This is a genomic window from Paraburkholderia sp. (assembly GCF_050742655.1).
Classification (GTDB): Bacteria; Pseudomonadota; Gammaproteobacteria; order Burkholderiales; family Burkholderiaceae; genus Paraburkholderia.
The window spans coordinates 205,958-225,570 of record NZ_JBOIGG010000005.1; the positions used below are offsets into that span (position 1 = coordinate 205,958).

Consider the following 19,613-nt stretch of genomic DNA (forward strand, 5'->3'; position numbering starts at 1 on the left):
TCGCAAGGCGCTGTCGTACTCGCCGGAACCTCCCGCACCTCCTCCATTTCAGATGATCCTGCCGCTCGCCTCGTTGCCGTCGTTCACCGCCGTCGCTGTGCTCGCGGTCGCTGCCTACGTCGCGACCAACATCGACAACCTGTTCGTGCTGCTCGCGTTTCTCGCCGACGTGCGCGGCGGCAAGCGCGGCGACACGCGAGATGAGACGCGCCGCATCGTCATCGGACAGTGCATCGGGTCCGCCGCGCTGGTCGTCGCGTCGCTCGCGATTGCCGCGCTGCTCGCATCCGTGCCCGATCGCATGATCGGCCTCCTCGGCTTGCTGCCGGTCGCAGTCGGTCTCGGCAAGGGTTGGACGTGGCTGCGTTCGCTGCGCTTGTACGGGTCACCCGCCTCACAAAAAACCGCGCAACCGATGCAACGCCAGTTGACCGAACAAAGCGCATCCGCGTGGACCGTCGCGGGTGTCGCGATCGCCAACGGCTCGGACAACCTCGCCGTCTACGTCGCGCTCTACGCGGGCCGCAATGCGATCGACACGACATCGATCACGGTGGTCTTCGGCGCGATGACCGCGCTGTGGTGCGCGGGTGCCGTGTGGCTCGTGCGCCATCCGCTGCTCGGCGCGCCGTTGCGGCGCTACGGTGCGGCACTGCTGCCGCTGGTACTGCTGGTCGTCGGCTGCTCGGTGATCGTCGAGCACGGCACGTGGCGGCTGCTGACGGGTTAGTGGAAACGCAAGCAAACGCAAGCACACGCAGGCAACCCCGCCTTGCCGATATGGTTATATCGATTGCCGGATACGCGCCACGCGTTCACGTCCGATAATGGCGCCATTGCCCACCCTCTTTCACACGCTCGCCACCATGCGCACGCTCCGTCACCCGCTCATCGCTCCGCTCAACACCCTGCGCACCACGCTATGCATCGCAGCGTCGGCCCTGCTGCTCGCCGCCTGCGCCACGCCGCATGCGGACAACGCATCGCTCGATGCCGCGCTCGCCGGTCCGCAGCGCAGCGACGCCGCGAAAGCACGCGACGTCTACCGCCATCCGAAGGAAACGCTGCAGTTCTTCACGGTCGCGTCGACCCAGCGCGTGCTCGAAATCGCGCCTGGCGGCGGCTGGTACACGGAAATCCTGGCACCCTATCTGCATGATCGCGGCACGCTCTACGAAGCGGAATACGCGAGCCCGTCGGCCGATTCCGCAGCGGAAGAACATACGGTGAACGCCGTGTTGGCACGCAAGCTCGCGGGCACGCCGGCGCTGTATTCGAATGTGATCGTCGGGACGCTGCAGAACGGCCGGTTCAGCTTTCCGGTGGACGGCACGATCGACCGCGTACTGACCTTCCGCAACATCCATAACTGGATCAAGGACGGCCAGATCGACGCGAACCTGCGCGCGTTCTACGCGGCGCTGAAACAGGGCGGCGAACTCGGTGTGGAGGAACATCGCGCGACGCCGGGCACATCGCTGCAGCAGATCATCGATAGCGGCTATGTGACCGAAGACTACGTGATCGCGCATGCGCGCGCGGCCGGTTTCGAACTGCTCGCGCGCAGCGAGATCAACGCGAATCCGCGCGACACGAAGGATTACCCGCACGGCGTGTGGTCGCTGCCGCCGACCTATCAGGGTGGCGCGACTGATCGCGCGCGTTACGCGGCGATCGGCGAATCCGACCGGATGACGCTGACGTTCATCAAGCCGGCCGCGCATTGAACCGCGGCGGCAAAAAGACTTACTCCGCCCACGCGTCCGGCAGAGTCTGCGTAAGCGTCGACACGAAGCTTGCAGTTTCAGGCTGACGCGGGCGCGTGAACACATCGCGCGAACTGCCCGATTCGACGATCACGCCGTCGCTCAGGAACACGACGTCGCGCGCAATCGATGCGGCGAGCCGCAGGTCGTGCGTCGCCATCAGCATCGTCATCCCCTCTTTTGCGAGCTGCTTCAGCACTTCGACCACTTCGGCCGCGAGGCCCGGATCGAGCGCGGACGTCGGCTCGTCGCACAGCAGTACCTCCGGCGACGGCGCGAGCGCACGCGCAATCGCGACGCGCTGCTGCTGTCCACCCGACAACGTCACAGGCCACGCGTCCGCCTTGTGCGCGATGCCGACCTTGGTCAGCAGTTCGTGCGCCCGTACACGGGCCCGCTCGCGATCCCACTTCTGCACGGTCAGCAGACCTTCCATCACGTTCTCGATCACCGTGCGATGCGGGAACAGCTGAAAGTTCTGGAACACCATGCCGGTGCGCCGGCGCACAGCGAGCACCGCATCACGTGAAGGCTTTTCCGTGCGGCTGAATTCGAGTCGCTGATCGCCGAGTTCGAGCGTGCCCGCCTCGGGAATCTCGAGCAGGTTCACGCAGCGCAGCAGCGTGCTCTTGCCGCTGCCGGACGGTCCGATCAGCGCGGTCACGTTACCCGGTTCGAGCGCGAGATCCACCGCGGAAAGCACGCGGTGTTCGCCAAAATACTTGTCGATACTGGAGAGGCGGATCATCCGTTCCCCGACTGGAAAAGCGCGTGCCGGCCGAACTTGCGCTCGAGCCGCACCTGGGCCGACGACAGGATCGAGCTGAACACTAGATAGATCAGCGCGGCCTCGGTATAAAGAATCAGCGGCTCGTAGGTCACCGATGCGATGCGCTGCGCGGCCTGGAAAATTTCCGGCACGGTCAGCACCGCCGCGAGCGACGTGTCCTTGACGAGCGAGATAAACGAGTTCGACAGCGGCGGCAACGCGACGCGCGCCGCCTGCGGCAGGATCGCGCGGCGCAATGCCTGGCCGCGCGTCATCCCCATCGAGTACGCGGCTTCCCACTGCCCTTTCGGAATCGACTCGATCACGCCGCGGATCACTTCCGAGTTGTACGCGCCGACGTTCAGCGAGAAACCGATGATCGCCGCCGTCAGTGGATCGAGCACGATGCCGACGTTAGGCAACCCGTAGAAGATCACGAACAGCTGCACGAGCAGCGGCGAACCGCGAATCAGCCACACATAGAAGCGGACGATCGCCACCGCCCACTTGGGCCCGAACAGGCGGATCAGCGCGGCGCCGAACGCGAGCGCGAGCCCGAGCGCAAACGAAACGAGCGTGAGGGGCACCGTGAACAGCAGCCCTGCATAAAGCAGCGGCCACAGCGACTGCCCCATCAATTGCAACCATGCCGGCATCATTCAGACGCTCCGTGCGCTTACCTGGATACGTCCTTGCCGAAGTACTTGTCCGAGATCTTTGCGTAGGTGCCGTCGGCCTTCATGTCGGCGAGCGCCTTGTCGATCGCGGCGACCAGTTCCGGGTTGCCCTTGCGGAGCAGCACGGCGGACTTGTCGGCGTCGCCGGAGTCGTCGAGCGCGACGATCTTCACCTTCGCGTCGGGGCGGTGCTTCTTGAAGTCGAGGTACGACAGCGAGTCGTTGACCGTTGCGTCGACGCGGCCCGACGTGAGCAGATCGACCGATTCGTTGAAGCCCTGCACCGCAATCACATCCGCGCCGTGCGCGGCCGCGATCTTGCCGAAGTTGCTGGTCAGCGTGTTGGCGGACTTCTTGCCCTTCAGGTCGTCGAAGGTCTTGATGGTGGTGTTGTCGGACCGCACGATCAGTGCTGCGTGCGACACGATGTACGGCGAGGAGAAGTCGTACTTGACCTTGCGCGCGTCGGTCACCGCGACTTCGTTGATCACGGCGTCATAGCGGTTCACGTCGAGACCGGCGATCAGGCCGTCCCATTTGCCTTCGATGAACACGGCCTTCACGCCGAGCCGCTGCGCGATCGCGCGGCCGATTTCAACGTCGAAGCCGGTCAGCTGACCCGAAGCATCGTGAAAGGTAAACGGCGCGTAGGTACCCTCGGTGCCGATCTTGAACTCGCCGGCCGCCTTGATCTGTGCGAGGCCGTCGGCCGCGAACGCCGAGGTCGCCGTTGCGACCTGCAGCAGACCAATCAACAGGATGGATCGAATCGACTTCATCAGAATGAGCTCCGTAGGTATGGGGTGTCGGTTTTGCGGTGCCAGGCCGGCTCAAACGCCGGTCCGGCGGAGTGGCCGGACTGTAGCAAACGGTCCTTATTTCCACAACGCATTTTGCGCTTGAAGAATATACCAGGGGAGAATAAGACCGATCGCGATGCGTTGGCAAGGCTCGGCAATCCTGAGGCGCGCGCCGCCGGGGTGGGCGGCGCGGAATGATGTGGTAAGCGATGTGGTAACTGATGTGGCAAATGAAGCGGGGATCGGATCTAAAGCGGATCAGTAGGTTTCGAGGTGCAGCCGGCCTTCCATCCTGAGTCGTTCCCATAGTGGATCCCAGGGCATCCCCTGAGCTTCGGCGATCTCCTTCAGTGCCTGCAGCACGCCGTCTTCCATTCCCTTGAGCCCGCACACATAGATGTGCGTGTTGTCGTCCTTCAGCAACTGCGCGACGTCGGGCGCGCGTTCGCGCATGGCGTCCTGCACATAGCGCTTCGGCTGCTTCGGCGTGCGCGAAAACGCGAGGTTCGTGTCGATGAAATCTTTCGGCAGGTTCGTGAGCGGCCCGAAGTACGGCAGCTCTTCTTTCGTGCGCGCGCCGAAGAACAGCATCAGCTTGCCGGTCGCCCCCTTCAGACGACGCCGCCGGCGATACTCGGTCATCGCGCGCATCGGTGCGGAGCCGGTGCCGGTGCAGATCATCAGCAGATGCGAATTCGGATGGTTCGGCATCAGGAATGTGCCGCCGAACGGACCGATCACGCTGACCACGTCGCCCTTCTTCAGATCGCACAGGTAGTTCGAGCAGACGCCGGCCGTCGGATTGCCCGCATGATCCTGCAGCACGCGCTTCACCGTCAGCGACACGTTGTTGTAGCCAGGCCGCTCGCCGTCGCGCGGGCTCGCGATCGAATACTGCCGCGCGTGATGCACACGGCCGTCGGCGGTCGCGCCCGGCGGCAGGATGCCGATCGATTGCCCTTCGAGTACCGGGAACGGCGTCGCGCCGAAATCGAGCACGATGTGATGGATTGCGCTGTCGGTCGTGGCGTCGGTGAGGCGATAGTTGCCGACCACCGTCGCGCGTGTCGGCGCCTTGTGCGTGTACAGATTCACGTACGGCTTGGCCGCGGACCATGGCGGGACGATCGAGCCGCGTACTGTGTCGGTTGCAGGGCCGGGTACGGGTATGGCTTTATCGGTTTCACCGGCCACTACGGGTACCGTGTCGCTGCCTGCCTCGGACACCGGCAACGCACGCTCTTCAGGCAGCACGTCCCACGTGAACTGCGCGTCGATCGCGTACGCGTCTTCGCGTCGCACCGTGCGCCAGTTATCGATCGCGCCGGTCGGGCACGGCGGCACGCATGCCATGCAGCCGTTGCAGACGTCGGCCTTCACGACGTAGTTATTCGCGTCGTGCGTGATCGCATCGATCGGACACGTCTCTTCGCATGTGTTGCAGCGAATGCAGATTTCCGGATCGATCAGATGCTGCTTCAGGATGTCGATCGATACTGGGGCGCTCATGTGTCTATCTCTTCAGTTAAACCGCACATACTCAAAATCAACCGGCTGACGATTCACCCCCATCGCCGGCGGCGCGATCCAGTTCGCGAACTTGCCGGGCTCGGTCACGCGGCCCATCAGCGACGCGACGTACGCGCGGTCTTCCGGCGTCGGCAGCCACTTCGCTTCGTTCGCGGCCCACTCGCTTGCGTCGATCACGCGACCGTCCGGCGTGAGCCGTACGCCGGCGAATGTGCCGATCTGCCGGTTGAACGCCTTGTGCGGCACGGTCAGGCGAAACTCGATGCCGGCCTTTTCGAGCACCTTGTTCCAGCGCCCTACCCCCGCCACCGAATCCTTGATGTAATCGTCGCGCAGCACTTCGTTCATCGCGTTCAGCATCGGCACCTCGCGCTCGACGAGCTTGCCGTCCTGCACGTCGAGCAGCCGGTAGCTCTGGCCATTCAGTTGATGATCGTCGTCGCGCTTCGTTTCTTCATAGCGGCCCTTGAGCCCCGAGCTGTAGAACGTCGCCGCATTCGACGAATGATCCGCGCCGAACAGATCGATCGTCACCGAGTAATGGAAGTTCAGATAGCGCTGGATCGTCGGCAGATCGATCACGCCGGCCGCACGCAAACGCGCGACGTCGTCGGTCTGCAGTTCGTTCATGACCTGCGCGGTGCGCTGCACGACGCGCGACACGCCCGATTCGCCGACGAACATGTGATGCGCTTCTTCGGTCAGCATGAACTTCGTCGTGCGCGCGAGCGGATCGAAGCCCGACTCCGCGAGCGCGGACAGCTGGAACTTGCCATCGCGGTCGGTGAAGTACGTGAACATGTAGAACGCGAGCCAGTCCGGCGTTTTCTCGTTGAACGCGCCGAGAATGCGCGGGTTGTCGTCGTCGCCCGAGCGGCGGCCGAGCAGCGCTTCCGCTTCCTCGCGACCGTCGCGACCGAAGTAGCGATGCAGCAGGTAGACCATCGCCCACAGATGGCGTCCTTCCTCGACGTTCACCTGAAAGAGATTGCGCAGGTCGTACATCGACGGCGCGGTGAGTCCGAGATGACGCTGCTGCTCGACCGAAGCCGGCTCCGTGTCGCCCTGCGTGACGATGATGCGGCGCAGGTTCGCGCGATGCTCGCCCGGCACGTCCTGCCATGCCGCTTCGCCCTTGTGCTCGCCGAAATGGATCTTGCGATCCGCGTCGCCCGGCGCGAGAAAAATGCCCCAGCGATAGTCCGGCATCTTCACGTGATCGAAATGCGCCCAGCCGCCCGCGTCGACGCTGGTCGCGGTGCGCAGATAGACGTCGTAACCGTGCGAGCCGTCGGGGCCCATGTCGCCCCACCAGGCGAGGAAGTTCGGCTGCCATTGCTCGAGCGCGCGCTGCAACGTGCGGTCGTCGGCGAGGTTCACGTTGTTCGGGATCTTTTCGCTGTAGTTGATCGTGGACATGTCGGTTCCTTGTGCGGAGAGAGGCGCAGTGGTCGCGCAGTGCGCGAAACGTTCAAACCCGCGCGGTGTCGAATTGCGCCTTGCTGCCCTTGCCGTACACCTTGAGCGCGCCCTTCTCGCCCACGGCGTTCGGCCGGTTGAAGATCCAGTTTTGCCACGCGGTGAGCCGGCCGAAGATGCGCGTCTCCATCGTCTCCGGACCGTTGAAGCGCAGATTCGCTTCGAGGCCCGTCAACGCATCCGGCGACATCGCGGCACGTTCCTCGAGCGCGATGCGGATTTCGTCGGCCCAGTCGATATCGTCGGGCGCGGCGGTGACGAGGCCGAGACGTTCGGCGTCGAGCGGCCGCAACGCGGTACCGATCTGCGCGCGCACTGCGTCGAGCTGCTGCGCGTCGTCGTAGAAACGCCGCGCGAGCCGCGACTGCTGCGTGACCATCGGGTACAAACCGAAGTTGACTTCGGACAGCGTGAGCAGCGGCTCTTCATCCTCGTTGCTCGGCAGCGACTCCATGTACGAGCGGTCGGCGGCGAAGGCGAATTCCGCGAACGTACCGGCGAAACACGAACCCGGCTCGATGAGCGCGAACAGCGAACGCGACGACACGTCGATCCGCGCAAGCGTCCGGCGCAGCAGGCCGATGGTTTCGCGCACGAACCAGTGATCGCGATGCTGCATCAGCGATGCGTCGGCCGCGAGCACTGCGCGTGCATCGCCTTCGGTGCGGAAGATCCACGTACCGATGTCGAGTTCGTTGGTGCGCATCGACAGGATCGCGTCGTCGAGTTCGCGCGCGAAGCGCAGCGGCCACCACTGCGCACCGGCGGCGACGATGCTGTCGATATCGGTGGGTTGCGGCGCGGTGGGCGCTTTCGCGGTGAAGGTCGCCGTGCGCTTCGCGCGATCGATCGCGATGTCGACGGTCGCGTAGCCGAGGCCGTCGTCGCGTTCAGTGCGTTCGATATAGGTGAGCGCGATGCCGCGCGCACCGGCGGGACGGTCGCTCTGTTCAGCGAGTTCGAGTGCGCGTGCGTTGATCGCGTGATCGAACTGGTTCGGCTTCACGACCTCGTCGACGAGCCGCCACTCCTTCGCGCGCTCGCCGCGAATCCCTTCGACCACCGTGCAGAAAATATCCGCGCGGTCGTGCCGGACCTTGCGTTTGTCAGTGAGCCGCGTGAGACCGCCGGTACCCGGCAGCACGCCGAGCAACGGCACTTCCGGCAGCGCAACCGACGACGAGCGATCGTCGACCAGCCAGATTTCGTCGCAGGCCATCGCCAGTTCGTAGCCGCCGCCCGCGCACGCGCCGTTCACCGCGGCGACAAACTTGAGCCCTGAATGACGCGACGAATCCTCGATGCTGTTGCGCGTCTCGTTAGTGAACTTGCAGAAGTTGACCTTCCACGCATGCGACGACAGCCCCAGCATGAAGATGTTCGCGCCCGAGCAGAACACGCGGTCCTTCAGGCTCGTCATCACGACGGTGCGCACTTCGGGGTGCTCGAAGCGGATGCGCTGGAGCGCGTCGTGCAGTTCGATGTCGACGCCGAGGTCGTAGGAATTGAGCTTCAGCTTGTAGCCGTCGCGAATGCCGCCGTCTTCGGCGATGTCGATGCCGAGTGTCGCGACCGGGCCGTCGAACGACAGCTTCCAGTGCCGGTACTGCGAGGGGTTGGTCCGATAGTCGACCGGCCGGACGGCGGTCGCGACGGATTCTGCTGTGGACATGGAGCGTCTCTCCTAATGAATGCACGCTGTTCGATACAAGCTTGATCGAACAATAATGCACTAATCTGCACGCGTAAAGCACTTTAATGCATTTTAAGGAGAAACCCTGGTGATCAGGGCGCGGAAGGTCAGTCCGCGGTTTCCGCCGCCAGACGCGCGGCCAGCCGGTCGCGCAGCTGCAGGTAGGCATCGGCAAGCGTCTTCTCGCTGGTGTCGAACGTCATGTCGGCGCGGCCGTACAGCTCGCTGCGTCCCGCGAGAATCCGCTTCAGGTCGTCCATCGCTTCGGCGTTGCCGGACATCGGTCGCAGATCGCCCTGCGCGACGACGCGGCGCATGTGCTCCTCGGGCGTCGCCTGCAGCCATATCGTGTAGCAGTGCGTGAGCAGCGCATTGAAGGTGCCGGCCTCCGACACGAGCCCGCCCGGCGACGCGATCACCGCCCGCTCGTGTTCGCCGATCACCGCCTCGAGCGCGCGATGCTCGTAGCGGCGATACGCACTCGCCCCGTACAGCGAATGAATCTCCGACGGCGGGCAACCGGCTAGCTGCTCGACCACCCGATTCAGCTCGACGAACGGCACTTTCAGCTCCTGCGCGAGCATCCGCCCGAGCGTCGACTTGCCGGCACCGCGCAGGCCGATCAGCGCGATCCGGTCCTTGCGATGCGGGTCGCGCGGCGCCTGCGCGAACAACTCCCCGAGCGCCACCCGTGCGCGCTGCAGCGCGGCCTGGTCGCGACCCTGCAACAGCTCGCGGATCAGCAGCCATTCCGCCGACGCCGTCGTCTCGTCGCCGATCACTTCCGCGAGCGGACAGTTCAGCGTCGTCGCGATCTGCCGCAGCACCAGCACCGACGCATTGCCGACCCCCGACTCGAGATTCGCCAGATGCCGCTCGGACAAACCAGTCTCCTGCGCAAGCGCCTTGCGGGTCATCCCGCGACGCGCGCGCAGCAGCCGCACGCGCTCGCCCATCGCCGTGAGAAACGGATCGCGCTCTTCGCGCTCGCCCTTCGGCGCATCGGATTCCGCGACGTCGGCGACCGGATCGACAGAGTAAGTTTGCTTCATATGATGGATTCCGTTTGCGCGTCGATATGTACTATAGTGCTTGACATGCATCAGGCAAGCGGTTAATTTTCGCCAAAAGCTGGCTGAATTACAAATTCGCCAACAAACATGTTTCGCCCGCTGCCGCGTAACGGCAGTGCCCGGAGACAGCTGCCCCGTCGCGCATGCAATACAGTGCGCGCGAACGGCCCAGGAGATTCGCATGTCCCCTCCCGATTTTCAGCGCCTGGTTGCAGGCGTCACGTCGCAACTGGCCGGCCGTCCCATCGACGCCGCGCTCGCGGACTGGCTCAACGACACGTGGCCCGCGCACAGCGATGTATTCCGCGAACTCGCCGACGCGTGCCGTGAAGGCGTCGCGCAAGGCTGGCTGTGCAACCGCGAAGCCGGCGGCCTGCGCTATGGACGCATCTTCAAGGCGCTGCCGGACACGCACGATTTTTCGGTCGACGTCGTCGACATGAAGGACATCGCCGGCCCGCATCACGTGCATCCGCACGGCGAGATCGATCTGATCATGCCGCTCACCGAAGGCGCGACGTTCGACGGCCATCCGGCCGGCTGGTGCGTGTACGGCCCGGGCAGCGCGCATCGTCCGACCGTCGCGGGCGGCGAAGCGCTCGTGCTGTATCTGCTGCCGCAAGGCGCAATCGAATTCACTCCTTCATGACCGGAACCCCACGATGACCGAACTCCTGCTCAACCATGTCGCGGGCCGCTGGGTCGCCGGCGGCGGCCCCGGCATCACGCTGACCGATCCCGTCACCGGCGCGTCACTCGTGCGCGTGTCGGGCGACGGGATCGACCTCGCCAACGCATTCGCGTTCGCACGCGAACAAGGCGGCGCCGCACTGCGTGCACTCACTTACGCAGCCCGCGCGGCGAAGCTCGCGGAAATCGGCAAGCTGCTGCAGGGCAAGCGCGACGACTACTACGCAATCGCGCTAGCGAATTCCGGCACGACGCGCAGCGATTCCGCGATCGACATCGACGGTGGCCTCTTCACGCTGTCGTACTACGCGAAGCTGGGCGCCACGCTTGGTGACGTGCACGCACTGCGCGACGGCCCTTCAGTGTCGCTCAGCAAGGATGGATCGTTTGCCGCGCAGCATCTGCTCGTGCCGACACATGGCGTCGCGCTGTTCATCAACGCGTTCAACTTTCCGTCGTGGGGGTTGTGGGAAAAGGCCGCGCCCGCGCTGCTGTCCGGCGTGCCGGTGATCGTCAAACCCGCCACCGCGACCGCCTGGCTCACGCAGCGGATGGTCGCCGATGTCGTCGATGCGGGCATCCTGCCGCCGGGTGCGCTGTCTGTTATCTGTGGGCGCTCGGCGGGGCTGCTCGATCCGGTCCGAGCGTTCGACGTCGTGTCGTTCACCGGCTCCGCGGAAACGGCCGCGACGCTGCGCGCGCATCCTGCGTTCGTGCGACGCGGCGCGCGGCTGAACGTCGAGGCCGACAGCCTGAACAGCGCGATCCTGTGTGCCGACGCCGCGCCCGGCAGCGCGGCATTCGATCTGTTCGTCACGGAAGTCGCTCGCGAGATGACCGTGAAGTCCGGGCAGAAATGCACGGCAATCCGTCGCGCGTTCGTGCCGTCCGCGTTTCTCGATGCAGCCGCCGATGCACTGCGGCAGCGGCTCTCAAATGTCGTAACCGGCAACCCGCGCAACGAAGCGGTGACGATGGGCTCGCTCGTGAGCCGTGCGCAGTACGACGCGGTACGCGCCGGCATCGCGACGCTGCGCGAAGAAGCGGAACTCGTGTTCGACGGTTCAGGTGCACAACCAGTCGATGCCGATCCCACCATCGCCGCATGCGTCGCGCCACATCTGTTCGTCGCGCACGATCCGGATCGTGCTGCGCGATTGCATGACGTCGAAGTGTTCGGCCCGGTCGCGACGCTAGCGCCGTATCGGGTGTCGAGTGCGGCGGATGAATTGCCCGAAGCGCATGCGGTCGCGCTCGCAAGGCGCGGCGAAGGATCGCTGGTTGCATCGGTGTACGCGAACGACGATGCACATCTCGCACGCGTCGCGCTCGAACTCGCCGATTCGCACGGTCGCGTGCATGCGGTATCGCCTGCGGTCGCGCGCAGTCACACCGGCCATGGCAACGTGATGCCGATGTCGCTGCACGGCGGACCGGGACGCGCAGGCGGTGGCGAGGAACTCGGCGGTCTGCGCGCGCTCGGCTTCTATCACCGGCGCAGCGCGGTACAGGCACCAGCCGCAGCGCTCGACGCACTGGCGCAGACGACCGTGCTGCCCAACGCATGACGCACCGGCCTTCACCACATCAATAACGACGTCGCAGTTCGACTGATTACGCACCATCGACGCCCCATCGACACAGATCGAGCACACGCCGCCCCACCGTTGGAGGAAACATGGAAGCCCTGCTGGACACGCCGGCCGATCCACCTACCCGCGCGCCCGCACTCGAGCCCGCGCCGCCGCCCGCCCGCTTCAATTTCGCGGCGCACCTGTTCGACCTCAACCGGTCGCGTGCGGCGAAAGTCGCGTACATCGACGACACAGGTTCCACTACGTACGGCGAACTCGAGGACCGCGCACACCGCTTCGCCACTGCATTGCGCGAGCTCGGCATCCACGCGGAAGAACGCATCCTGCTCGTGATGCTCGACACCGTCGAGTTGCCGGTCGCGTTTCTCGGCGCGCTGTATGCGGGCGTCGTGCCGGTCGTCGCGAACACGCTGCTCACGTCGGCCGACTACGTCTACATGCTGACGCACAGCCACGCGCGCGCGGTGATCGCATCGGGCGCGCTGCTGCCGGTCGTCGCTCAAGCGCTCGGCGACGCGGAACACGACGGCTGCCTGCTGATTGCGTCGCAGCCCGGCCCCACCGACCTGCCCTGCGCGTACGTGCTCGCGCCGCTGATCGACCGATCGCCGCCGGCCGTGCGCGCGGCGTCGAGCGGTGCCGACGACATCGCATTCTGGCTGTATTCGTCGGGCTCGACCGGCAAGCCGAAGGGCACCGTCCACACGCACGCGAACCTCTACTGGACCGCCGAGCTGTACGCAAAGCCGGTGCTCGGCATCGGCGAGCACGACGTGGTGTTTTCGGCGGCGAAGCTGTTCTTTGCGTACGGCCTTGGCAACGGGCTCACGTTTCCGCTGTCCGTCGGTGCAACCGCCGTGCTGATGGCCGAGCGTCCCACCGCCGACGCCGTGTTCACACGCCTCGTCCGCCATCGCCCGACCATCTTCTACGGCGTGCCGACGCTCTACGCGAACATGCTCGTGTGCCCGAACCTGCCCGCACGTACAGACGTCGCGCTACGCGTCTGCACGTCGGCGGGCGAAGCGCTGCCGCGCGAGATCGGCGAGCGCTTCACCGCGCATTTCGGCTGCGAGATTCTCGACGGCATCGGTTCGACCGAGATGCTGCACATCTTCCTGTCGAACCGCGCGGGCGACGTCCACTACGGCACGACCGGCCGTCCGGTACCGGGCTACGACGTCGAGCTGCGCGACGACGCGGGCCAGCCGGTCGCGGACGGCGAAGTCGGCGACCTGTTCATCAAGGGGCCGAGCGCCGCGATGATGTACTGGAGCAACCGCGAAAAAACCCGCGCGACGTTTCTCGGCGAATGGATCCGCAGCGGCGACAAGTACCGCCGACTCGAAAACGGCTGCTACGTGTACGCGGGACGCAGCGACGACATGCTGAAGGTCAGCGGACAATATGTATCGCCGGTCGAGGTCGAGATGGTGCTCGTGCAGCACGACGCGGTGCTCGAGGCGGCGGTGGTCGGCGTCGATCATGGCGGCCTGGTGAAAACCCGCGCATTCGTCGTGCTGAAACACAGTGCCGACGCGTCCGATGCACTCACCGACGAACTGAAGACGTTCGTGAAGGCGCGGCTCGCCCCGCACAAATACCCGCGCGACATCGTCTTCGTCGACGATCTGCCGAAAACCGCAACCGGCAAGATCCAGCGCTTCAAGCTGCGGGAACTGCTCTGAACCGGGGATTTATTTCGATGCATGGTTTTACTGCCGCCCCTACCGGAAGCGCATTCGCCGCACTGCCCGCCACGGCCGAACGCGGTGCGCTGCGGCTCGAATATCGCTGGCTCGATGCCGGGCTACCTGACGCACCGCTTGCGGTATTTCTGCACGAAGGCCTCGGCTCGATCGCCATGTGGCGCGACTGGCCGCAGGCGCTGTGCGAGCGGCTCGGCCTGCGCGGGCTCGTCTATTCGCGGCCGGGCTACGGCCACTCGACGCCGCGTCCGCCCGGCGAGCGCTGGCCGGTCGAATTCATGCGCGACCAGGCGCTCGACGTGCTGCCCGCGCTGCTCAACGTGCTCGGCATCGACGCCGCGACGCGCGCGCGGATGTGGGTGATCGGCCACAGCGACGGCGGCTCGATCGCGCTGCTGTACGCGGCCGCGTTCCCCGACGCGCTCGCCGGTGCGGTGGCGATCGCGCCGCACGTGTTCGTCGAGGACGTGTCGGTGGACAGTATCGCGGAGGCGAAACTCGCGTACGAAACCGGCGAGCTACGCGACCGGCTCGCGCGCTATCACGCGGACGTCGATTCCGCGTTCTATGGCTGGAACGACATCTGGCTCGACCCGGCCTTCCGCGCGTGGAATATCGTCGGCAGGCTGCCGTCGATCCGCTGTCCGCTGCTCGCCGTGCAGGGCTACGACGACCATTACGGGACGATGGCGCAGATCGACACGATCGCCGCGCAGGTGCAGCATGCGCGGCTCGCGAAACTCGAAAGCTGCGGACACTCGCCGCATCGCGACGCGCCGCGCGCGCTCACCGACGCGATCGCGTCGTTCGTCGAGACGGTGCGCAGCCGCTGAGGTGTCAGGTCGCCAGGCCGGCGCACGCAGCAGGCATAAAAATGTGTCCGTACTAAGCGTTCCTACAATTTGTTTCCTTATCGCTTCACGCTTATTTTTTAACGCGCCGAGTTATTTTTTTTAGCTCGCCGAGCCATTTTTTTTCGACCCCCCAATTCATATTTTTTAAATACGCCGCAGAGTATGCTGGCGCGTCGCTGGGCGGACGTGCAAAGCAACGATGCGTCTCCCGGCCTGTCGCGTCGTCGCTGGAGGACGCCCATGTCGCCCGCATTCCCCACAAGATTTCGTAGCGCTGCCTGTCGCGCCACCTTCGGCGCCGCTCGGGGTGCCGCCGTTTTTTGCGCGCGCCGCTACAAACGTTTGACTTACGCGCTGCAGCGCAACACCGCGTGCGTGCTGCCCGTTTTGATCGCGAGTCTCTGCGCCGGCGCGCTCGCTGCGTGCGGCAACGACGACGGTGCGCACGCTGACGCGTCCGACCCGCCGCAAACTGTTCAGTCATCCCAAACGCAGTCGTCGGCTGCTTCGTCGTTCAATACGCCACTCACCTCGCAGTTCACGGAAGGCACCAACGCCGCTCCCGCAGTCCAGATTCCACCGTCCTCGATCGTCGAGACGCCCGCGCAGACGCCGGCTGAAGCCGACGCGGCGGCGTCCGGCCCCCTCGCTCCCCCCGTCATTCATACCGTCGACTGAAGTTGCTGCACCCGGAACGGTGCCGTGCCGAGTTGTCTTGCACCGTGGCTCACATCCAACCTGAAGATCGAAGCTCAACATGACCTCAAAAAACCGTCGAGACTTTCTGCGCGCAGCCGCCCAGGCTGCCGGCTCCGCCACCGCGTTATCGATGCTGCCGCTCGGCATCCGTAACGCGCTGGCAATTCCCGCCAACAATACGACGCGCAGCATCCGCGATGTCGAGCACATCGTCGTGCTGATGCAGGAGAACCGTTCGTTCGACCATTACTTCGGCACGCTGCGCGGCGTCCGTGGCTTCGGCGACACCCGCGCGATCAATCTGCCGACCGGCCAGTCCGTATTCAACCAGCCGCTCCTCCCGGGAGACATCGGCTCGGTGCTGCCATTCCATCCGACTGCGCCGAACCTCGGCCTGCAGTTCCTGCAGGATCTGGCGCACGACTGGGGTTCGACGCACGCCGCGTGGAACGGCGGCCGCTACGACCAGTGGGTGCCGTCGAAAGGCACGACCACGATGGCGTACCTGACGCGCGACGACATGCCGTTCCACTACGCGCTCGCCGACGCATTCACGATCTGCGACGCGTACCACTGCTCGCTGATGGGCCCGACCGATCCGAACCGCTACTACATGTGGACCGGCTGGGTCGGCAACGACGGCAGCGGCGGCGGCCCGGTGGTCGACAATGCCGAGGCTGGCTACGGCTGGTCGACGTTCCCGGAAGTGCTGCAGAACGCGGGCGTGTCGTGGAAGATCTATCAGGATCAAGGCACGGGGCTCGACGCGAACGGCTCGTGGGGCTGGACGCAGAACCCGTACATCGGCAACTACGGCGACAACTCGCTGCTGTACTTCAACCAGTATCGCAATGCGCAGCCGGGCAACCCGCTGTACGACAGGGCCCGCACCGGCACCAACGTGTCGGCGAGCGGCACCTTCTTCGACGTTCTGCGCCAGGACGTGCAGGCCAACACGCTGCCGCAGGTATCGTGGATCGTCGCACCGGAAGCGTATTCCGAGCACCCGAACTGGCCGGTCAACTACGGCGCGTGGTACATCGATCAGGTGCTGCAGGTACTGACGTCGAACCCGGAGGTGTGGAGCAAGACGGTGCTGCTCATCAACTACGACGAGAACGACGGCTTCTTCGATCACGTGCCGCCGCCGTTCGCGCCGACCACCGACAACGCCAACGGCCTGTCGACCGTCGATACCTCGAACGAAAACTTCGCGGGCAACAGCTCGTACGGCGCGGGTCCTTTTGGAATGGGGCCGCGTGTGCCGATGATCGTCGTGTCGCCGTGGTCGAAGGGCGGCTGGGTGTGCTCGGAAGTGTTCGACCACACGTCGGTGATCCAGTTTATCGAGGCGCGCTTCGGCCGCCAGTACAACATCCCCGAAGCGAACATCACGTCGTGGCGTCGCGCGGTGTCCGGCGACCTGACGTCGGCGTTCAACTTCATCAACCCGAACGACGCGTTCCCGACGTTGCCGGACACGAGCGGCTATGCACCGCCCGACCAGTTGCGCCATCCCGACTACGTGCCGCTGCCGCCCGCGGCGCAGGCCTTGCCGAAACAGGAACCGGGTGTGCGTCCGCTGCGCGCGCTGCCTTACGAAACATTTGTCCGGGTCGCGCACGAATCGGGTAGCAGCCGGCTGACGCTGCGCTTCATCAACACGGGCCGTGCCGCCGTGTCGCTGCTCGTCTATTCGGCGGGCAGCATTTACGGGCCGCGCACCTACACGATCGAAGCGGGCAAGCGGCTCGTCGATTACCTGCTGCCGTTCCAGCACGAAGGCGCGTTCGACTATACGGTGTCCGGTCCGAACAGCTTCCTGCGTCGCATCGCGGGCTCGCTCGCGGCGATGGACCCGAGCGGCACCGCTCCGCAAGCGATTCCGGAAGTCACCGAAGGCTACGACATCGTGAACGGCAACCTGCAACTGCGCCTGCGCAATACCGGCACCGCGGCATGCACGTTCACGATCGCCAATGCGTACGATCCGAGCCACGTGACCCACAAGAAGGTGCGCGGCGGCGATAACGAGTCGCTGTACTTCGACCTGCGCCGCGTGTACGGCTGGTACGACCTGACCGTCACGGTCGATACCGATCCGACGTTCGTGCGACGCTTCAGCGGTCACGTCGAAACGGGGCGCAGCAGCAGAAGCGATCCGGCGCTTGGCGGTCAATCGTAGTAGCCGGGTAGTTGCCCGGTTGCGGGCCGGCCTCGTGCCGGGTTCGCAATCTATCTGGAGGCCGGCGGTGCCGTATCGTGCACGAAGTACCGCGTGCGATGCGGTGCCGCCGGCCTCACTTCATGAGCCATGCCCCGTGCGTGCACGCGAGATGCGCCGCTTGCGTTCAGCGCTCCAGATGCGGCTGGATCAGATCCTCGAACCAGTCGACGAACGCGTTGAGCCGACGCGAGCGCTGTCTCCTGTGCGGATAGAGCGCTGATACATCCATCGACGGCGCGCGCTGTGCGGGCATCACCTCGACGAGCCGCCCTTCATCAATCAGGTGTTGCACGTCGAAGCGCGGAATCTGGATCAGCCCGATGCCCGCGATACAGCACGCGATGTAGGTCTCCGCGTTGTTGACGATCACGCGGCTCGGCACCGGCAGATGCAGCACGCGTTCTTCGTCCGCGTGCGGGTCGACGTATTCCCACGGCAACTCGCGACCGGTCGTCGGCGATGCGTAGCCGATCATCCAGTGCCCGTCCGCTAACTGCTGCGGATGCGTCGGCACACCGTGCTCGTTCAGATACGCAGGGCTCGCGCAGTTGATCAGCGCGATGCGACCGAGCGGCCTCACGACGAGACTGCTGTCCACCCGCTCGCCGACACGGATCACGCAGTCGACGCCCTCCTGAATCAGATCGATCGAACGATCCGCGGAACGCAGCGCGAGCTGCAGCTTCGGATGACGCCGCAGCAGTCCCGGCAGTGACGGCGTGACGAGCCGTCGCGCGATGCGGCTCGGCACGTCGACGGTCAGGCGACCCGCGACGTCGAGACGTGCGCGAAACAGCCGGTCGATATCCTCGGCCTGCGCGAGCAGTTCGCGCGCACGGTCCATCAGCAGCAGACCATCGGCGGTCGGCTGCACGCGACGCGTCGTCCGGTGCAGCAGCCGCGTGCCCATCGCGGCCTCGAGTTGCTGGATCGCCGCGGACACCGTCGCGCGCGGCAGTTCGAGCAGGTTCGCCGCCTTGATGAAGCTGCCCATCTCCGCGATGTGCACGAATACCTTCAGTTGATCGAGCCGGTCCATCGTCTCCCTTGGAAAACTCCGCACGCGCGTTGTGCATAACGGTCCGCGACCGCAAAGATTGTTCAGCAATCGGGATAATTAATCCAGCATTCGCAGGCTTATCTTTAACAATGTTTTGCCTAGACTGAACGCCCAACCTGAACGAGGAGGTTTTCATGGCAGATCATTCGCTCAACGGCAAGGTCGCGCTGATCGCGGGCGGCGCAAAGAATCTGGGCGGCCTGATCGCACGCGATCTCGCTTCGCATGGCGCGAAGGCGGTCGCGGTCCACTACAACAGCGCTTCAACCGCCGATGCGGCCGAAGCAACCGTCGCCGCGATCAAACAAAGCGGCGCCGATGCGCGCGCGTTCCAGGCAAACCTGACGACGGCCGCCGCGTGCGAGAAACTGTTCGACGATGCGAAGAGCGCATTCGGCCGGATCGACATCGCGATCAACACCGTCGGCAAGGTGTTGAAGAAACCGTTCGTCGAGATCAGCGAGGCCGAGTACGACGAGATGTTCGCGGTCAATTCGAAGAGTGCGTTCTTCTTCATCAAGGAAGCGGGCAAACATCTCGAAGACAACGGTAAAGTCGTTACGCTGGTCACGTCGCTGCTCGGCGCGTTCACGCCGTTCTACGCGGCGTATGCGGGCGGCAAGGCGCCGGTCGAGCACTTCACGCGCGCGGCATCGAAGGAGTTCGGCACGCGCGGCATCTCGGTGACCGCGGTCGGGCCTGGCCCGATGGACACGCCGTTCTTCTATCCCGCCGAGGGCGCCGACGCGGTCGCGTATCACAAGACCGCGGCATCGCTGTCGTCGTTCAGCAAGACGGGGTTGACCGATATCGAGGACGTCGTGCCGCTGATCCGCCATCTCGTGACTGATGGGTGGTGGATTACGGGGCAGACGTTGTTGATCAACGGCGGGTATACGACGAAGTAGAGCGATAAGAAAAAACGCCGGCGGACTATATTCTCCGCCGGCGTTTCCTGTTGCTACGCTGCGCGTGTCGCATTGCATCGGACA

The 19,613-nt window shown here is 65.0% G+C and carries 17 protein-coding genes; 9 read left to right on the plus strand and 8 right to left on the minus strand.

Going from position 1 to position 19,613, the window contains the following annotated elements; genetic code table 11:
* Positions 1-52: 52 nt before the first annotated feature.
* Both ACREXZ_RS09820 and ACREXZ_RS09825 read left to right on the plus strand, forming a co-directional pair.
* Positions 53-730 carry a cadmium resistance transporter gene (locus ACREXZ_RS09820; protein WP_431763858.1) on the plus strand — a complete coding sequence of 226 codons (678 nt, stop codon included), beginning with the start codon at positions 53-55 and terminating at the stop codon, positions 728-730.
* 136 nt (positions 731-866) lie between these two features.
* Positions 867-1,727, plus strand: coding sequence for a class I SAM-dependent methyltransferase (locus ACREXZ_RS09825; protein ID WP_431763859.1), 861 nt, complete (start codon positions 867-869; stop codon positions 1,725-1,727).
* A gap of 19 nt (positions 1,728-1,746) precedes the next feature.
* Here ACREXZ_RS09825 and ACREXZ_RS09830 read toward each other — a convergent pair whose 3' ends face one another.
* From ACREXZ_RS09830 to ACREXZ_RS09860, 7 genes are all read right to left on the minus strand, one after another.
* Positions 1,747-2,514: an amino acid ABC transporter ATP-binding protein gene (locus tag ACREXZ_RS09830; RefSeq protein WP_431763860.1), complete on the minus strand. Its 768-nt coding sequence runs from the start codon at positions 2,512-2,514 to the stop codon at positions 1,747-1,749.
* Positions 2,511-3,191, minus strand: coding sequence for an amino acid ABC transporter permease (locus ACREXZ_RS09835; RefSeq protein ID WP_431763969.1), 681 nt, complete (start codon positions 3,189-3,191; stop codon positions 2,511-2,513). The genes ACREXZ_RS09830 and ACREXZ_RS09835 overlap by 4 nt, the downstream gene beginning before the upstream one ends.
* 20 nt (positions 3,192-3,211) lie before the next feature.
* Complete coding sequence (locus tag ACREXZ_RS09840; protein WP_431763861.1) at positions 3,212-3,991, minus strand: amino acid ABC transporter substrate-binding protein; 780 nt, start codon at positions 3,989-3,991, stop codon at positions 3,212-3,214.
* 279 nt (positions 3,992-4,270) lie between these two features.
* Entirely contained in the window at positions 4,271-5,521 is a 1,251-nt protein-coding gene (boxA, locus tag ACREXZ_RS09845) for a benzoyl-CoA 2,3-epoxidase subunit BoxA (RefSeq protein WP_431763862.1), read from the minus strand.
* 12 nt (positions 5,522-5,533) lie between these two features.
* Positions 5,534-6,961 (minus strand): benzoyl-CoA 2,3-epoxidase subunit BoxB, encoded by a 1,428-nt coding sequence (gene boxB / locus ACREXZ_RS09850; RefSeq protein WP_431763863.1) that lies wholly within the window; start codon positions 6,959-6,961, stop codon positions 5,534-5,536.
* A 52-nt stretch (positions 6,962-7,013) separates the two neighbouring features.
* Positions 7,014-8,693, minus strand: a complete 1,680-nt coding sequence (gene boxC / locus ACREXZ_RS09855; RefSeq protein ID WP_431763864.1) for a 2,3-epoxybenzoyl-CoA dihydrolase — start codon at positions 8,691-8,693, stop codon at positions 7,014-7,016.
* Positions 8,694-8,821: 128 nt separating this feature from the next.
* The gene (locus tag ACREXZ_RS09860; protein ID WP_431763865.1) at positions 8,822-9,766 is read right to left on the minus strand and encodes a helix-turn-helix transcriptional regulator; all 945 of its coding nucleotides are present in this window, start codon (positions 9,764-9,766) and stop codon (positions 8,822-8,824) included.
* A 202-nt stretch (positions 9,767-9,968) separates the two neighbouring features.
* On the opposite strand from ACREXZ_RS09860, the gene ACREXZ_RS09865 reads away from it, so the two are divergent.
* The 6 genes from ACREXZ_RS09865 (at position 9,969) to ACREXZ_RS09890 (ending at position 17,519) form a co-directional block, all read left to right on the plus strand.
* Positions 9,969-10,436, plus strand: a complete 468-nt coding sequence (locus ACREXZ_RS09865) for a DUF4863 family protein (protein ID WP_431763866.1) — start codon at positions 9,969-9,971, stop codon at positions 10,434-10,436.
* A gap of 13 nt (positions 10,437-10,449) precedes the next feature.
* Positions 10,450-12,045, plus strand: a complete 1,596-nt coding sequence (locus ACREXZ_RS09870) for a 3,4-dehydroadipyl-CoA semialdehyde dehydrogenase (RefSeq protein WP_431763867.1) — start codon at positions 10,450-10,452, stop codon at positions 12,043-12,045.
* A 110-nt stretch (positions 12,046-12,155) separates the two neighbouring features.
* Positions 12,156-13,760 carry a benzoate-CoA ligase family protein gene (locus ACREXZ_RS09875; protein WP_431763868.1) on the plus strand — a complete coding sequence of 535 codons (1,605 nt, stop codon included), beginning with the start codon at positions 12,156-12,158 and terminating at the stop codon, positions 13,758-13,760.
* Positions 13,761-13,777: 17 nt separating this feature from the next.
* Positions 13,778-14,614 (plus strand): alpha/beta fold hydrolase, encoded by an 837-nt coding sequence (locus tag ACREXZ_RS09880; RefSeq protein WP_431763869.1) that lies wholly within the window; start codon positions 13,778-13,780, stop codon positions 14,612-14,614.
* Between the two features lie 183 nt (positions 14,615-14,797).
* Entirely contained in the window at positions 14,798-15,313 is a 516-nt protein-coding gene (locus tag ACREXZ_RS09885) for a hypothetical protein (protein ID WP_431763870.1), read from the plus strand.
* 79 nt (positions 15,314-15,392) lie between these two features.
* On the plus strand, positions 15,393-17,519 hold the full coding sequence (locus tag ACREXZ_RS09890) for a phosphocholine-specific phospholipase C (RefSeq protein ID WP_431763871.1): 2,127 nt from the start codon (positions 15,393-15,395) through the stop codon (positions 17,517-17,519).
* A 166-nt stretch (positions 17,520-17,685) separates the two neighbouring features.
* Here ACREXZ_RS09890 and ACREXZ_RS09895 read toward each other — a convergent pair whose 3' ends face one another.
* Positions 17,686-18,600, minus strand: coding sequence for a LysR substrate-binding domain-containing protein (locus tag ACREXZ_RS09895; protein ID WP_431763872.1), 915 nt, complete (start codon positions 18,598-18,600; stop codon positions 17,686-17,688).
* A 155-nt stretch (positions 18,601-18,755) separates the two neighbouring features.
* Between ACREXZ_RS09895 and ACREXZ_RS09900 the strand changes: the two genes are divergently transcribed.
* Positions 18,756-19,529: an SDR family oxidoreductase gene (locus ACREXZ_RS09900; protein ID WP_431763873.1), complete on the plus strand. Its 774-nt coding sequence runs from the start codon at positions 18,756-18,758 to the stop codon at positions 19,527-19,529.
* Positions 19,530-19,613: the final 84 nt, after the last annotated feature.